General features: G+C 62.5%; 12 protein-coding genes and 2 tRNA genes. 5 read left to right on the top strand and 9 right to left on the bottom strand.

The features are described from left to right. Positions 1-124 precede the first annotated feature (124 nt). Complete coding sequence (locus Q1Y33_RS01090) at positions 125-898, bottom strand: radical SAM protein (protein ID WP_300797428.1); 774 nt, start codon at positions 896-898, stop codon at positions 125-127. A gap of 45 nt (positions 899-943) precedes the next feature. Here Q1Y33_RS01090 and Q1Y33_RS01085 point away from each other — a divergent pair, with 45 nt between their 5' ends. From Q1Y33_RS01085 to ftsH, 4 genes are all read left to right on the top strand, one after another. Continuing rightward, a complete protein-coding gene (locus Q1Y33_RS01085; RefSeq protein WP_300797426.1) occupies positions 944-2,104 on the top strand; it encodes a dicarboxylate/amino acid:cation symporter in 1,161 nt (386 codons plus the stop codon). Between the two features lie 161 nt (positions 2,105-2,265). Continuing rightward, positions 2,266-3,537, top strand: a complete 1,272-nt coding sequence (locus Q1Y33_RS01080; RefSeq protein ID WP_300797424.1) for a pyridoxal phosphate-dependent aminotransferase family protein — start codon at positions 2,266-2,268, stop codon at positions 3,535-3,537. Positions 3,538-3,819: 282 nt separating this feature from the next. Next, a tRNA-Gly gene (locus tag Q1Y33_RS01075) sits at positions 3,820-3,892 on the top strand. A gap of 696 nt (positions 3,893-4,588) precedes the next feature. Then, the gene (ftsH, locus tag Q1Y33_RS01070) at positions 4,589-6,481 is read left to right on the top strand and encodes an ATP-dependent zinc metalloprotease FtsH (protein ID WP_300797423.1); all 1,893 of its coding nucleotides are present in this window, start codon (positions 4,589-4,591) and stop codon (positions 6,479-6,481) included. 26 nt (positions 6,482-6,507) lie between these two features. Here the strand turns inward: ftsH and Q1Y33_RS01065 are convergent, their stop codons facing one another. Then, entirely contained in the window at positions 6,508-7,350 is an 843-nt protein-coding gene (locus Q1Y33_RS01065; RefSeq protein WP_300797421.1) for an AraC family transcriptional regulator, read from the bottom strand. A 127-nt stretch (positions 7,351-7,477) separates the two neighbouring features. Here Q1Y33_RS01065 and Q1Y33_RS01060 point away from each other — a divergent pair, with 127 nt between their 5' ends. Further along, on the top strand, positions 7,478-8,089 hold the full coding sequence (locus tag Q1Y33_RS01060; RefSeq protein WP_300797420.1) for a DUF308 domain-containing protein: 612 nt from the start codon (positions 7,478-7,480) through the stop codon (positions 8,087-8,089). 388 nt (positions 8,090-8,477) lie between these two features. On the opposite strand, the gene Q1Y33_RS01055 is transcribed toward Q1Y33_RS01060, so the two are convergent. The 7 genes from Q1Y33_RS01055 to lpxB all read right to left on the bottom strand — a co-directional run bounded on the left by Q1Y33_RS01055 (position 8,478) and on the right by lpxB (position 15,299). Continuing rightward, positions 8,478-9,311 (bottom strand): DUF3800 domain-containing protein, encoded by an 834-nt coding sequence (locus Q1Y33_RS01055; protein WP_300797418.1) that lies wholly within the window; start codon positions 9,309-9,311, stop codon positions 8,478-8,480. Between the two features lie 152 nt (positions 9,312-9,463). After that, a tRNA-Leu gene (locus Q1Y33_RS01050) sits at positions 9,464-9,552 on the bottom strand. A 182-nt stretch (positions 9,553-9,734) separates the two neighbouring features. Continuing rightward, the gene (locus Q1Y33_RS01045) at positions 9,735-11,714 is read right to left on the bottom strand and encodes a S46 family peptidase (protein ID WP_300797417.1); all 1,980 of its coding nucleotides are present in this window, start codon (positions 11,712-11,714) and stop codon (positions 9,735-9,737) included. Between the two features lie 4 nt (positions 11,715-11,718). Next, positions 11,719-12,318: a Maf family nucleotide pyrophosphatase gene (locus Q1Y33_RS01040; protein ID WP_300797416.1), complete on the bottom strand. Its 600-nt coding sequence runs from the start codon at positions 12,316-12,318 to the stop codon at positions 11,719-11,721. A 12-nt stretch (positions 12,319-12,330) separates the two neighbouring features. Beyond that, complete coding sequence (locus Q1Y33_RS01035; RefSeq protein ID WP_300797414.1) at positions 12,331-12,966, bottom strand: fumarylacetoacetate hydrolase family protein; 636 nt, start codon at positions 12,964-12,966, stop codon at positions 12,331-12,333. Next, the gene (locus tag Q1Y33_RS01030) at positions 12,963-14,132 is read right to left on the bottom strand and encodes an acyltransferase (protein WP_300797413.1); all 1,170 of its coding nucleotides are present in this window, start codon (positions 14,130-14,132) and stop codon (positions 12,963-12,965) included. Before Q1Y33_RS01030 ends, Q1Y33_RS01035 begins: the two co-directional genes overlap by 4 nt. Before the next feature lie 24 nt (positions 14,133-14,156). Further along, positions 14,157-15,299, bottom strand: a complete 1,143-nt coding sequence (lpxB, locus tag Q1Y33_RS01025) for a lipid-A-disaccharide synthase (RefSeq protein WP_300797411.1) — start codon at positions 15,297-15,299, stop codon at positions 14,157-14,159. Positions 15,300-15,328: the final 29 nt, after the last annotated feature.

Here is a 15,328-nt window from a genome sequence, read left to right as displayed (position 1 = left end):
CGCTGCCAGGCGCGAAGCCAGCCGGTCGGCCTCGGCCGCGAAGCGGGGCCGCGTGGTGCGGGGCGGCGTGACGGAGGGGGCCTCCGTCATGGTCTTGGCGCAGGAGATGAGCAGCTGCATGGCGTCAGGCGACCGAACAGGGGATGCCGAGCGCCTCGACGCGGGCGGCGATGCGGAGCAGCTCCTCGCGCGGGACCGTCTCGAGGGTGGGGCAAGGGGTGTCGCGGTCGAGCGAGTAGACCATCACCTGCCGCGGGCGGATTTCGTCGACGAGGCGCAGCCACGCCGCAACCTCCTCTTCGGTGGTGTTGTCAATCGGGGCGCCGTCGCACGTGCCGCGCAGGAACATCGTCTGGAGGATCATCCGCCCCTCAAAGCGCTTCATCGCCTCGACCGTGGCGCGCACGCCGTAGGCGGCGCTCTGCGGGTTGTTGATGCGCCGCACGGTGGCGTCGAACGCCGAGTCGAGCTTCAGGATCGGGTTGTCCACGCGCAGCAGCGCCTCGCGGACCTCCGCGCGGTGGATCTGCGTGGCGTTCGAGAGCACCGAGACCTTTGCCGCCGGGCAGAGGGCGTCGCGCAGCGCCAGGACGTCGCCGATGATCTGGCCGAAGGCGGGGTGGAGCGTCGGCTCGCCGTTCCCGGCAAAGGTGATGACGTCGGGCGGCGTGCCCGCGGCGACCATGCGCCGCAGCGTCTCGTCCAGCAGGCGTGCGACGTCCGCGCGGTCGTTGAAGCGGCGTGCGCCCGGATGCTCGGCGTTCCAGCCGCACTCGCAGTAGATGCAGTCGAACGAGCAGAGCTTCGACTCGGTGGGCAGCAGGTTGACGCCCAGCGAGAGACCCAGCCGCCGCGAATGGACCGGGCCGAAAATGATGTCGTGGTAGAGGGATGTCATACGGCAAATTTAAGAATTATCGCTACCTTTACAAAAACTTCGCCTATGAAACTGCGATTCGGACTGCTGCCGCGCGTCGTGGCGGCCATCGCCGCGGGCGTCGCCTTCGGCTTCCTGCTGCCCGACTGGGCCGTGCGCATCTTCACGACCTTCAACGCCCTGTTCGGCCAGCTGCTGGGCTTCGTCATCCCGCTGCTGATTCTCGGGCTCGTGGCGCCGGGCATCGCCGACCTGGGGCGCAGCGCCGGGCGGCTGCTGGCCCTCACGGCGGCCCTGGCCTACCTCTTCACGCTCGTCTCGGGATTCGGCACCTATGCCGTCGGGCGGGCGCTCTTCCCGCGGCTGCTGGCCGGCTCCCAGGCCGTGCTGCCCGAGGCGGACGCCGTCGACCTGGCCCCCTTCTTCACGGTCGACATGCCGCCCGTCATGGGGGTCATGTCGGCGCTGATCCTCGCCTTCGTGCTGGGGCTCGGCATGGCCTACACGCACAGCGTGCGCCTGAAGGGGGTGATGGACGACTTCAAGCAGATCGTCGACCGCACGATCGCCGGGGTCATCATCCCGCTGCTGCCGCTCTACATCTTCGGCCTCTTCCTGCAGATGACCCGCTCGGGACAGGTGGCGGGCGTGCTGGGGGTCTTCGTGAAGCTCATCGTCGTGATTTTCGCGCTGACGGTCGTGCTGCTGCTCCTGCAGTTCTCCGTGGCGGGCCTCGCCGCGCACCGCAACCCCCTGAAGATGCTGCGCACGATGCTCGCGGCCTACGTCACGGCCCTCGGCACACAGTCGTCGGCCGCGACGATTCCCGTGACGCTCGAGCGGACCGTGCGCCTCGGCGTGCGGCCCGAGCTGGCGCAGTTTGTCGTGCCGCTCTGCGCGACAATCCACCTCTCGGGCTCGATGATGAAGATCACGGCCTGCGCGCTGGCCGTGGCGATGCTGGCCGGGCTGGAGATTCCGGCGTCGACCTTCGCGGGGTTCATCCTGCTGCTGGCCGTGACGATGGTCGCGGCACCGGGCGTGCCGGGCGGTGCGATCATGGCGGCGCTGGGGCTGCTCGAGAGCGTGCTGGGCTTCGACGAGCCGCTCCTCGGGCTGATGATTGCCACCTACATCGCCATGGACAGCTTCGGCACGGCGACCAACGTCACGGGCGACGGCGCCGTGGCGGTCATCGTCGATGCCGTCGACCGCCGACGGCGGTGAGTTTGTGGCTCTTGCGTCGGGCGCAGCCGGTAAAAATAGGTATAAATGCGTATCCGCGCGGAATAAAAAACGGCTAATTTTGACCGATTAATCCACATTATTTATACTTTTGCGCGTCCGAAACGGAACACAGGAAACACAAACTCATAAAATTCAATAAAATGGTTGATATTTTTGAACGCCTCGAGAAAAATGCGGGCGGACCGATCGGTCAGTACATGTCGTATGCCCACGGGTATTTTGCCTTCCCGAAACTCGAAGGTGAGATCGGCCCCCACATGGTTTTCCGGGGCAAGAAGATGCTCAACTGGAGTCTGAACAACTACCTCGGCCTGGCCAACCACCCCGAGGTCCGCAAGGCCGATGCCGAGGGTGCCGCACAGTTCGGCATGGCAGCCCCGATGGGCGCCCGCATGATGAGCGGTCAGACCAAATACCACGAGCAGCTCGAGCGCGAGCTCGCCGCCTTCGTCGGCAAGGAGGATGCCTTCCTGCTCAACTTCGGCTACCAGGGCATGCTCTCGATCATCGACTGCCTGCTCACGCCGCGTGACGTCGTCGTCTACGACGCCGAGGCCCACGCCTGCATCATCGACGGCCTGCGCCTGCACAAGGGCAAGCGCTTCGTCTACGGCCACAACGACATGGAGTCGCTGCGCCTGCAGCTGCAGCACGCCACGACGCTGGCCGAGGAGCAGCACGGCGGCGTGCTCGTCATCACCGAGGGTGTCTTCGGCATGAAGGGCGACCTGGGCAAGCTCGACGAGATTGTGGCCCTGAAGAAGGACTTCAATTTCCGCCTGCTCGTTGACGATGCCCACGGCTTCGGTACGATGGGTGAGGGCGGCCGCGGTACGGCATCGCACTTCGGTGTGGTCGACGGCGTGGACGTGCTCTTCAACACCTTCGCCAAGTCGATGGCCGGCATCGGCGCCTTCGTGAGCGGTCCTCGCTGGCTGATCAACCTGCTGCGCTACAACATGCGTTCGCAGCTCTATGCCAAGTCGCTGCCGATGCCGATGGTGATCGGTGCGCTGAAGCGTCTGGAGCTGATCCGCAACCACCCCGAATACCAGCAGAAGCTCTGGGAGATCGTGCGTGCGCTGCAGGGCGGTCTGAAGGAGAACGGCTTCAACATCGGCGTGACGAACTCGCCCGTAACCCCCGTCTTCATGAAGGGCGGCATTCCCGAGGCCACGAACCTGATCGTCGACCTGCGCGAGAACCACGGCGTCTTCTGCTCGATCGTCGTCTACCCGGTGATCCCGAAGGGCGAGATTATCCTGCGCGTCATCCCGACGGCGGCCCACACGCTCGAGGACGTGAACTACACGCTCGAGGCCTTCAAGTCGGTACGCGACAAGCTCGAAAGCGGCTACTACGCTTCGCTGCCCATTCCGGTCCGCGCTGACGAGGACTTCAAGGTACGCTGATCGGGTCGGGCCTTCCGCGGTGCGTGACGGTTCCCGTCGGGAGCGGCTTCGCTCCGAAGACGGAAACAGGTGGCGGCCGCAGCAAGAGCAACCCTGTCCATACGGCACTCCGGCTTGTCCGGAGTGCTTTTTTTGTGGCAGCCGGTCTCGTTTCTTCCTCGGTTCGGCCGTCCGATGAAACTTTCCGGAATAAAAAACGTATTATTTTAATGGAAAATTTTGCAGAATGGAATTCTTGTTCTATATTTGCAGTCCCGAAACGCAGGTTTCGGAGACGCAATTGCGGAAATAGCTCAGTTGGTAGAGCGCAACCTTGCCAAGGTTGAGGTCGCGGGTCCGAGTCCCGTTTTCCGCTCCGGAGGGGCAAAGGAAAGGAGAATCGCAAGATTCTCCTTTTTGTTTTTCGGGGGGGGGACGGGATTCGATGCCCGCGACCTCAAGGTGCCCCTTCCAGGGGCCGGGGGTGTAGATAACGAATCGCGGACCCACTCGTGCGCAGCGCGAGTGCGAGTCCGGTTTTCCGCTCCGAAGGGGCAAGAAAAAGGAGAATCGCAAGATTCTCCTTTTTGTTTTTCAGGGGGGGCGGGACTCGGTGCCCGCGACCTCAAGGCTCCCCTTCCAGGGGCCGGGGGTGTAGATAACGAATCGCGGACCCACTCGTGCGCAGCGCGAGTGTGAGTCCCGTTTTCCGCTCCGGAAGGGCAAAAAAGGAGAATCGCAAGATTCTCCTTTTTGTTTTTCGGGGAGGGCGGGATGTGATGCCCGCGACCGGGCGTGCAGGAGCGGCCGGTTCCTGCATCAGCCAACAGGGTGTACGATACGGAGAAAAGAGAATCCGTCGCTACCCCCCCCCTTTTTTTATCGTCCGAGACGGAATTTCAGACATGCGGAGATTCTGACCTGCGGTTTCGTAGGGATAACAGGAGCAGGTTTCCGGGATATTGTCTTCTCGGAGCAGCGTTTTTCAGGAGATATTGCACATTTTTTCGGACGCTCCGGTAAGCGGCGGTCGGTTGGAAATAACGACTTTTGTCCCGAAAACATGGCAATTATGGAACAACAGAACAATAATACCCAAACGCCGCCCCGGAGCAACCCCTATGCGGGGATGTTTTGGGTCGTGCTGATCGTCCTGTTTCTGAACGGACTGATCTTTCCGCGCTTTTCGGGCCGCCGCATCATCGAGACCGACTACGGGACCTTCATCAGCAAGGTGGACAGCGGCCTCGTCGAACGGGTCATGATCGAGGACGGCCGGATCTACTTCACCGCCCGAGGCGAAGGCGACACGACGCAGACCTTCCAGACCGGGGAGATCGGCGACCCGCAGCTGGTCGACCGTCTGCTGGATGCCCGGAGCCCCAATCCCGACGGACGGATCGCCTTCAACCGGATCGTGCCCCGCGAGAACTCCCCGGTGCTCAACTTCGTGCTGATGTGGGTGCTGCCCGGTCTGATCTTCTATCTCATCTGGCGGCAGATCGGCCGGGGCATGCAGGCCCGCATGCAGGGCGGCGGCAACTTCCTGTCGTTCGGGAACAGCGGCGCCCGAATCTATGCCGAGTCGGACGTGAAGACCACGTTCGCCGATGTGGCCGGGCAGGACGAGGCGAAGGAGACCTTGACCGAGATCGTCAACTTCCTGCACGATCCCTCCCGCTATGCCGAGATCGGGGCTTCGCTGCCGAAGGGCGCCCTGCTTGTCGGCCCTCCGGGAACCGGCAAGACGCTCATCGCACGGGCCGTGGCCGGGGAGGCGAAGGTGCCGTTCTTCGCCATCTCGGGATCGGAGTTCGTGCAGATGTTCGTCGGCATGGGTGCCGCCAAGGTCCGCGACCTCTTCAAGCAGGCGAACGAGAAGGCTCCCTGCATCATCTTCATCGACGAGATCGACGCCGTCGGCAAGCGGCGCGACGGCGCCTACGGCGGCAACGACGAACGCGAGCAGACGCTCAACCAGCTCCTGACCGAGATGGACGGTTTTGACGGCCGCAAGGGCGTGGTGATCCTCGCCGCGACGAACCGTCCCGAGAGCCTCGACAAGGCGTTGCTGCGTCCCGGGCGCTTCGACCGTCGGATTCAGATGGAGCTGCCCGACCTCGAGGGGCGCAAGGCGATTCTCGGCGTGCATCTTCGGCGGGTGAAGCACGAGGAGGTCGATCTGGGGATTGTGGCGCGCGCCACGGCCGGGTCATCGGGTGCCGAACTGGCGAACATCGTCAACGAGGCGGCTCTGCGGGCCGTGCGCATGGGCCGCAAGCGGGTCACGACGGCCGATTTGGAGGAGAGCGTCGAGACCGTGATCGCCGGGGCGCAGAAGAAGAACAAGGTGATTCCCGCCTCCGACAAGCGGCTGGTCGCCTGCCACGAAATCGGCCATGCGCTGGTGGCCGCGATGCAGAGCCACTCGGCGCCCGTGCACAAGATTACGATTATTCCCCGCACGTCGGGGGCGCTGGGCTATACGATGCAGGTCGAGGACGAAGAGCAGGTGTTGCAGAACCGTGAAAGCCTCTTCAACCGCATCGTGACCCTGACGGGCGGCCGTTCGGCCGAGGAGGTGGTCTACGGGACGGTCACGACCGGCGCCTCGAACGACATCGAACAGGCCACGCGCCTGGCCCGGGCGATGGTCACGCGCTTCGGCATGAGCGACCGCTACGACATGATGGCGCTCGAGACGGTCGGCAATGCCTATCTCGGCGGGGATGCCTCGTCGGTCTGCTCGGCCGCGACGGCCGCGGAGGTCGATGCCGAGGTGCTGCGGTTGATCCGCGAGGCGCATGCGAAGGCCAGGGAGATCATCTCGGCGAATCCCGACATCATGCGCCGCGCCACCGACTGCCTGGTCGAGAAGGAGACGATCACGGGCGACGAGTTCATGGAGATCGTCCGCGAATGCTCCGGGACGCAGCAGTCGCAGCAGTCGCAGCAGTCGTCGTAGCGGAATCGCTGCCGCGTCGGGCCGGGTCAGCCTTTGCGGTAGGCGAGCGGTGTGGTGCCGGTGTGCTGGCGGAAGAACCTGACGAACGACGAGGCGGTCGAGAAGTGCAGCTTTTCGGAAATCTGGAGCACCGAGAGGTCGGTGGTCTTCAGGCAGCGCTTCGCCTCGACGAGGAGCGCTTCGTTGATCCAGCTCTGTGCCGGGTGTCCCGTCGTGCTCTTGATGACGGCGGAGAGGTATTTGGCCGTCGTGCAGAGCTTGTCGGCATAGAAGAGGATGCTGCGTTGCGTTTCGTAGTGTTGCAGCATCAGGTCGAAGAAACGGCGGGTCAGCTTCTCCTGCCGGGACATGAGCAGCGTGGCGCCCTCCGTCGCGGCGGTTTCGACCTGCGAAATGACAATCAGGATGAACGAGAGCATCAGCGCCGTCCGTATCTGGACGGCGTATTCGTTTGTCGGGTCGTACCTCCCCAGCAGCGTGTAGAGGGCTATGAGGTCTTCGATCCTGTCGTCGGAGGGTTGCAGACACGGGCAGTTCCCGATGCGCTTGAGCCAGTCGAACCCGAAGGAGACGGGCAGGGCGTAGAGAAAATCGGGCGACACGAGGAGCAGTTTGGCTTCGAAGTCGGGTGTGCTGCCGGTGATCGTGAAGAGGCACCTGGGCAGGCAGAGGAACATCTCCCGGGAGGAGATGCCGTATTCCCGGTAGTTGATCCGGAAAGAGACGCTGCCGCGGGTGCATAGCCCGACGACGATCCCGTCGAAAAAGATCGGTTGGTCCAGCCACTGCCGGGTGTCGTCGGACGTCATGTCCATGAAGGCGAACTGTTCGATCTTCAACTCTTCAGCGCGTATTTTCTGTATATCCATCGCCCCGAATATTTGTCATTATGGGGCGAATATACGAAATATTGCACATTTTTAAGTCGCAAGGGGTAACAAAAAGTCGGCGGGGCGGGACTATCTTTGCAACGGAATGGTTAAAAACACGAATGCCATGTCAAAGAATTTGCATCGGACGGGAAATCGCTTCAGGTATTGGTGGATTTCGCTTGTCATCGGGATTTTGGGTATTGCGACGGGTGTCGCCTGTTTCGTCGTCCCGACGGATTCGCTGGCTGTGCTGACCGCCTTTTTCATTGCGGTGCTGGTGGCCGGCGCTCTCTTCAATATTGTCTGGGCCGTCATGAACCGCAGATGGAACGGTACGTGGGGCTGGAGCCTTGCGCGGGGACTGATCGAAGTGCTGTTCGGCGTGTGGCTGCTGATGCTGCACCTGCCGCTGGTCACGGCGCTGCTGATCTATGTCGTCGGGTTCTGGATGCTGTTCCAGTCCGTGCTCGGCATCTGCGAGTCGTGCGCGCTGTCGGAGTTCCGCCTGCCGGGGTGGGGCTGGCTGCTGACCTGCAACATTTTGAGCCTGATCTGTTCGTTCGTCTTTCTGGCCGCTCCCCTGTATGGCGGCATCTTCATCCTCGCCTGCATCGGGTTGTCGTTTGTTCTCTACGGGATTTTCCGGATTGCGCTGGCCTTCGAGTGGCGGCGCATCAACCGGGAGTTCCGGGATTCGGACGGGGAGGAGTTTGTCGACGCGGAGATTGTCGAATGACGGCGCCCGGCATCCGGAGGACCTCCTCCGGATACCGGGATATCGACCGGACCCCGAATCCGTGTGCCGGTTTCCGGCACGGACTTTTTCATAATCCTTTTTTTGACTCGGTTACGGAGGCGGGCCTGCGCCGCCGTAACCGGTCTTTTTGCTGCGGGGCGTACCGGCGCTGCGGGGCGGTACGGAGACGAAAAAGCCGCGTCAAAGGAAACTCTGACGCGGTTTTTGCAATTATTTTTTTTACTATCGGATTTTTTTGGATTTTTTTTGGATTTTTTTTGGATTTTTTTTATTTTTGCGCCATATTTGTATAGAGATATACAAAAGTCCTGCTTTACACGAAGTCTTAAGTTCCACTTGAGAGGTTATTAGTGTATTGCGGGACTTTTTAATGTTTATATTTGGATTTATCTTCCCTAAATTCTGAAGGTATGAATTTCCAATGGCGATATGAGTGATTCCATCGATCAGTCAAAGAGTGTGTACCTGTTGATACTCCTATATTGAAATAAGGGAATCCAGATTCTTTTATTAAAGATAAAATATGTTTGTATAATTTATCTTTAGCTATGGTTTTCTTTCCTCTGGTCCGAGCTCCTTTCGGTTTTTCTTTGTGCATATTGTTTAGTCGAAAAGCCATAGCTCCCAAGACAATGTCCATACATTGTTGAATTGAGTGATTTTTGGAATCGATCTCAACTATGTCGTCCAATCTGATCTTTAACCGAGCTTGACGAAAAATCAATTGTCCTTGTAATCCGTATATATGGGCTTTAAATGCTTCATTCTGTAAATGGGTGTCTGGAAGTTTGTCGAAGTATAAACGAATATAAGTATCCTCTGTCGGATTTGTGTTATGATATCGTAATCCAAAAGCATGCTTTACAAATTGATAGTATAATAGATGATATCCGTTTTCAATTTGTTCTTTTGTTAAGTTAATAGGAATTTGAGCATTTTGGCGAAACATGATCCGTACCTTAATTTTGTCTTGTTTCACAAAATCAAAAAAAAGTGTCATTATTTGCATGTATTTTTGCAAATAATTTTCAGATACCTTTGTCCATTTGATTTCACCAAAAAGATTTAATTCTTTCTTTTTTTCGTCAATAGAGTGTTTGACAAATTCGAGATCAGAAGATCGAACGAGTACTCCGCCGTAAAAGTCAGAATAGTATTTCCCATTTGATATAGACTCGTCGCAATATATAGTATATTCCATGATCTCAATTTTATTTTGAAAACAAATATAAGGAAAGGGCTTTCGATATCCAAGAAATCTTAACGAATTTAGCAATAGAAAACCCGTTGACGGATATTTCGTGTCATGAAGATATAGTAAAACCGCGTCAAACTTTCGTCTGACGCGGTTCTTGGTGCCCAGGACAAGACTCGAACTTGCACGAACGCAATTGTTCACTACCCCCTCAAAGTAGCGTGTCTACCAATTTCACCACCTGGGCCTGTACGGCCGATTTGTAATTCGGGTGTGCAAATATAGATACTATTTTGTGATTCGCAAAATTTTTCTGACAAAATCCCGAAAAAATAGCTCCGAAACAACGACGGGACCCCGCAAAAGGTCCCGTCGTATCGGTCGGAAAGGCCGTTCGGCCCGCTTCTCCGCCCTGTCGGGCGGTACGCATCAGCGGAGCGTCATCTCCCGGATGAGCTCTCCGGCATCGCCGACGCGGTCGATGACGAACAGCACGTAGCGGATGTCCACGGCGATGTTGCGGCAGATCGTCGGGTCGAAGGCAATGTCGCTCATCGTCGAGCGCCACGTGCGGTCGAAGTTCAGGCCGACGAGCTCGCCGCGGGCGTTCAGCACCGGCGATCCGGAGTTGCCGCCCGTCGTGTGGTTCGTCGCCAGGAAGCAGACCGGCACCGTGCGGCGGCCGTCGATCTCGACGCCCCAGCGTCCGTACTCCTTCGTCGCGTAGAGGTCGCGCAGCCGCTGCGGAATGTCGTAGTCGTAGATTTCGGGGTTGTCCTTGGCGATGATGCCGTCGAGGGTCGTCTGCGGCGTGTGGTACTCGCCGTCGGCGTACTCATAGCCCGCGACGGAGCCGTAGGCCACGCGCAGCGTGAGGTTGGCGTCGGGGTAGAAGGCCCGCGTGGTGTCCCACTCGCGCAGCCCGCGGATGTAGAGCGTGTAGAGCTCGTTCAGGCGACGGCTGTTGAGGTTGCGCAGGGCGTCGGTCCCGAGCAGCCAGCCGATGTGCTTCGTCATGCGCGTGACGCCCGCACGCAGCGAGTCCGAGAGGGGCGTTGCGCCGCCCTGCCAGACCTCCTCGAAGACCCGGTCGGCAAAGGCCTCGACGGAACCGTCCGCCGCCACGCCGTCGAGGAACTCCGGCACCTGGTACTGTACCGGGCAGCGGTCGGCGTACTGGCCGAAGAGGTAGCGGTAGAGGCTCCGTTCGGTCGCTTCGCGCCGGGCGAAGAGCTCCTCGGCGCGCTCCGCGTCGGTGTACTTCGCGGGCAGCGAGCGCAGCGTCTCCAGCGTGATCTCGCGGGCGAAGTAGGGCTCCGTGACGCGGGCGTATTCGGCCTTGAGGTCGCGCACGACGTCGCGGTAGGCGGGTTTGTCCGCGGCCCACGCTTCGAAGCGCTCCTCATAGTCGCGCTTCGCGGCCACGGTGCCGCGGCGCGTGATGCCCAGCACCTCGCCCTGCCACTTCTTCCAGGCGTTGGCGATGGCGGCGTGCTTGGCCGCATAGTGGATGCGCAGCGCCGGGTCGCCCGCCTGGGCGGCGGCGATGATCGCGAGGCGTCCGTCGCGGATGGCGATCTTCGCCGGGTCGGAGCGCTCGGCGATGTAGGCCACGGCGTCCGAGAGGATGTACTCCTGCGTGTTGCCCGGGAAGCCGTAGATCATCGTGAAGTCACCCTCGCGCACCCCTTTCGTCGAGATCGTGAAGTGCTTTTTCGGTCGGTAGGGGACGTTGTCGGGCGAGTAGGCCGCCGGCTTGTTCTCCTTCGAGGCGTAGATGCGGAAGAGGGAGAAGTCGCCCGTGTGGCGCGGCCAGATCCAGTTGTCGGTGTCGCCGCCGAACTTGCCGATCGACGAGGGCGGCGCCGCCACGAGGCGCACGTCGTCGAACTGCTCGTAGACGAACAGGAACTGCTGGTTGCCGTAGTACATCTGTTCGACGGCAGCCTTGTAGCCCGTCCCTTCGGCCTCGGCCGCGCGGATGATCTCCGCGGCCGTCTCGCCCGCCGCGAGGCGGTCGGTGATCTCCTCCATCCTGACGAGGAACTTCACGTTCAGCTTCTCGTTGGGCAGCTCCTCGGCGCGCGTGCGGGCCCAGAATCCGTAGGTCAGGTAGTCGTGCTCGACGGACGAGTGGGCCTGGATGGCGTCGTAGCCGCAGTGGTGGTTGGTCAGCAGCAGCCCTTCGGCCGAGATCAGCTCGCCCGTGCAGCCGCCGTCGAAGAGCACGACGGCATCCTTCATCGAGGCGCGGTTGATCGAGTAGATCTCTTCGGCCGTGAGGCGGAATCCTTTGGCGCGCATGTCGTCGATGCGCGTCGAGATGAGGCTCGGGAGCCACATGCCCTCATCGGCGAGGGCGGGCAGCAGCGTCAGCGCCGCCAGCAGTGTCAGCAAGGTTCGTTTCATAGGGTTATAACAGGTCGGTGAATTTTTCCAGTTCGGTGTAGAGCCGCTGTACGGGCAGCCCCATGACGTTGTAGAACGAGCCGTCGATGCGCTCGATCGCGGCGTAGCCGATCCACTCCTGAATGCCGTAGGCGCCGGCCTTGTCGAAGGGACGGAACGTGTCGACGTAGTAGACGATCTCCTCGTCGGTCAGGGGGCGGAACCAGACGTCGGTCTCGACGGCGAAGGTGTGCATGCGGGCGGCGGTGCGGAGCGTGACGCCCGAGACGACCGTGTGGCGGTGGCCCGAGAGGGCGCGGAGCATCGCCAGCGCCTCGTCGCGGCCGGCGGGCTTGCCCAGCACGCGGTCGCGGAGCACGACCACCGTGTCGGCCGTGAGCAGAATCTCCCCGGCGGCGAGCGGCGCGGGGTAGGCCTCGCTCTTCAGGCGCGAGAGGAAGACCGGCACCTCGCGGGCGGGCAGCGCCGCGGGGTAGCGCTCCTCGCAGTCGTATTTCGGGGCGAGGGTATAGGGCAGGCCGCAGGCGGTCATGAGCTCCCGGCGGCGCGGGGACTGCGAGGCGAGCAGCAGGCGGCGGGAGCGGAGTTTTTCGTGCAGCAGCATGGTGTGCGGATGTTAGCGGATGTCGAAGTTGAGCAGTTCGCGCCCCTCGAGCGCGGCGCGGAGATTGTCGCCCGCATGGACGGGCCCGACACCCGCCGGGGTGCCGGTGTAGAGCAGGTCGCCCATGCGCAGGGTCATCTGCTGCGACACGGCGGCGATCAGCCGGTCGACGTCGAAGAGCATCTCGGACGTGTCGCCGCGCTGGCGCACCTGGCCGTTGACCTCCAGCGTGAAGTGCAGGCGGCGGATGTCGCCGCCCAGCTCCGGGAGCGGGATGAACACGGGTGAGAGGGCCGCCGAGTGGTCGAAGGCCTTGCTGCGCTCCCACGGCAGCCCCTCGGCGATGGCCTGCCGCTGGAGGTCGCGGGCCGTGAAGTCGATGCCAAGTCCCACCTCGTCGTAGTAGCGGTGGGCGAAGCGCTCGGAGATGGCGCGCCCCACGCGGTTGATGCGCACGACCAGCTCGCACTCGTAGTCCACCTGCTGCGAGAAGGCGGGGATGTAGAAGGGGTCGTTGTTGCGCAGCAGCGCCGTGTCGGGCTTCAGGAACCAGACCGGCTCGGCCGGGCGGGCGGTGCCGCCGCCGACGGCGCGGTGCAGCTCTTCGGCGTGCGCCGCATAGTTGCGGGCGATGCAGATGATCTTCATGGTGTCGTATGTTTCGGACCCGCCGGCCGGCCGTTGCGCTTGAGCAGGCGCTCCGTGAGCCGTTTGCGGATCGGTATGTCGTAGCATTTCAGGCTGGCCCATGCCAGCAGCAGGCACCCCGCGACGAGCGCCGCGGCTCCGGGCAGGGACTCGCCGAAGGTGAGCTGTTCGCGCTTCACCCACCCGTAGTAAAGGTAGATGAAGGGGTAGTGGACGATGTAGAGCGGGTAGGAGACCTCGCCGAGGAAGCGGCACAGCGCCCCCGTGAAGCGGTCGGTCGTTTGGCCCGAGGCGCCGAGCCATACCAGCAGCGGGAAGGCCGCCACGGCGCAGAGCGTGTCGTAGAGACCGTTCATCCAGCGGGCGTCGGCCCCGCCGATGCGGGGCACGGCGAGCAGCGCCACGACCGTCAGACCGCACCACCAGAAGGCGCCGCGGATGCGGAGCGCCCCGCCGCGGCGGAAGAGGCGGTAGAGGAGCAGTCCGGCCGGGAAGGCGAACAGCACGCGGAGCATGCCGCCGAGGAACTCCATGCCCGTGAGCGAGTAGCCGACGCAGATGTCGCCCAGCGGTCCGAGCGTGGCGTAGAGCGCCAGCCCGGCCCCGGTTGCGGCGACCAGTGCGGCGAGGGCGCGGGTCGACAGGCGGTGGATGAAGAGCGCATAGCAGAGGTTGGCGATGTACTCGAAGAGCAGCGACCAGCTCGGGCCGTTGAGCGGGTACATCTCGCCCAGACCGCGGACCTCGCACCCCACGGGCGCCGGGATGAGCAGGGCGTTGAGGAGCGTGGCGACGGCCAGCGCCCCGAGGCTCACGGCCGCCACGTCCCACACGGGGCACTCCTGCACGTAGAACATCGCGCCGCCGAGCAGCGCCCCGAAGAGGATCATCGGGTGCAGGCGCACGAGACGCCGCTTGAGGAACTCCCCGGCCGTGAGGTGCCGCCAGCGGTCGTCGTAGGCGTATCCGATGACGAAGCCCGAGAGGAGGAAGAAGAAGTCGACGGCCAGGTAGCCGTGGTTGATGCGCTGGTCGAGGTGGCTCGTGGCGTAGGCCTCGAACAGGTGGAAGCAGACGACCACGAGGGCCGCCACGCCGCGCAGTCCGTCGAGGATCGCGTAGTGGGGTTTCGTATCGGGAAAGGCACCGTTCAGGGGCTGTGTCATGGGCTTTCGGGTGTTCGGGTTCGGTTATTTTTCCGGCTTTTCGGCGCGCAGCAGGGCGACCATGCGTGCGGCGACGCGGTCGCTGGCCCCGGGGCCGCCGATGACGGTGCGCAGCTCCCGGAAGTCGGCCAGCATGCGTTCGCGCTTTTCGCCGCCGGGCAGGATCGCACGCAGCTCGCGCTCGGCGCGTGCCGTGTCGAGGCTGGACTGGAGCACTTCGGCCACCGATTCGCGCCCGAGGTTGAGGTTCACGAGCGAGATCCACGGGCAGCGCACCACAAGGGGCATGCAGCGGTACTCGATGGCCGGCAGACGGTAGACGACCACCTCGGGCGTGCCCAGCAGGGCCGTCTCGAGCGTCGCCGTGCCCGAGGTGACGACGGCGGCCTCGGCGGCAAGGAGCGTCTCGTAGGTCTGGTCGCAGACGTAGCGGATGCCGCTTCCGGCGGCCGCCTCCTCGTAGAGTGCGCGGTCGAGCCACGGCACCCCCGCCACGACGAACTGCCAGCCGTCGAAGCGCTGTGCCAGGCGTGCCATGAGCGGGAGGTTCTTGCGGATCTCCGAGCGGCGGCTGCCGGCCAGCAGGGCGATGATCGGCCGCGGGTCGAGGCCGTTGCGGCGGCGGAACTCCTCGGATGTCGGGAGTGCGGCTCGGCGTGCCTCCAGCGCGTCAACCAGCGGGTTGCCCTCGAAGAGGGGCTCGATGCCGTGGCGCGGGAAGTAGTCGCACTCGAAGGGGAAGATGACGAAGAGGCGGTCGACGTCGCGCCGCAGCGCGCGGATGCGCCCCTCGCGCGAGGCCCAGACCTTCGGGGCGATGTAGTAGAAGGTGCGGATGCCGCGTGCATGGGCCCAGCGGGCCATCTTCATGTTGAAGCCCGGGTAGTCGACGAGGATCAGCACGTCGGGCTGCCAGGCGGCGACCTCGTCGCGGCATTCGCGCATCTGGCGGTGGATCGTGCCGAGGTTGCGCAGCACCTGCACCACACCGAAGAACGACGTCTCGCGGTAGTGCTTGCGGAGGTTCTCCGCGCCGCCCGCCGCGGCCATCAGGTCCCCGCCCCAGAAGCGGAACTCCGCCGCGGGGTCGGCCTTGCGGAGCCCCTTGATGAGGTTTGCGCCGTGCAGGTCGCCCGACGGCTCGCCGGCAATAAGAAAATACTTCATGAAGGTGAAAATTGAAAGGTAAAAGGTGA

The sequence above is a fragment of the uncultured Alistipes sp. genome (assembly GCF_949296715.1).
In the GTDB taxonomy this organism is placed as follows: domain Bacteria; phylum Bacteroidota; class Bacteroidia; order Bacteroidales; family Rikenellaceae; genus Alistipes.
Note: the sequence above shows the minus strand (reverse complement) of the source record. Positions and strands in the feature narration are given on the sequence as shown.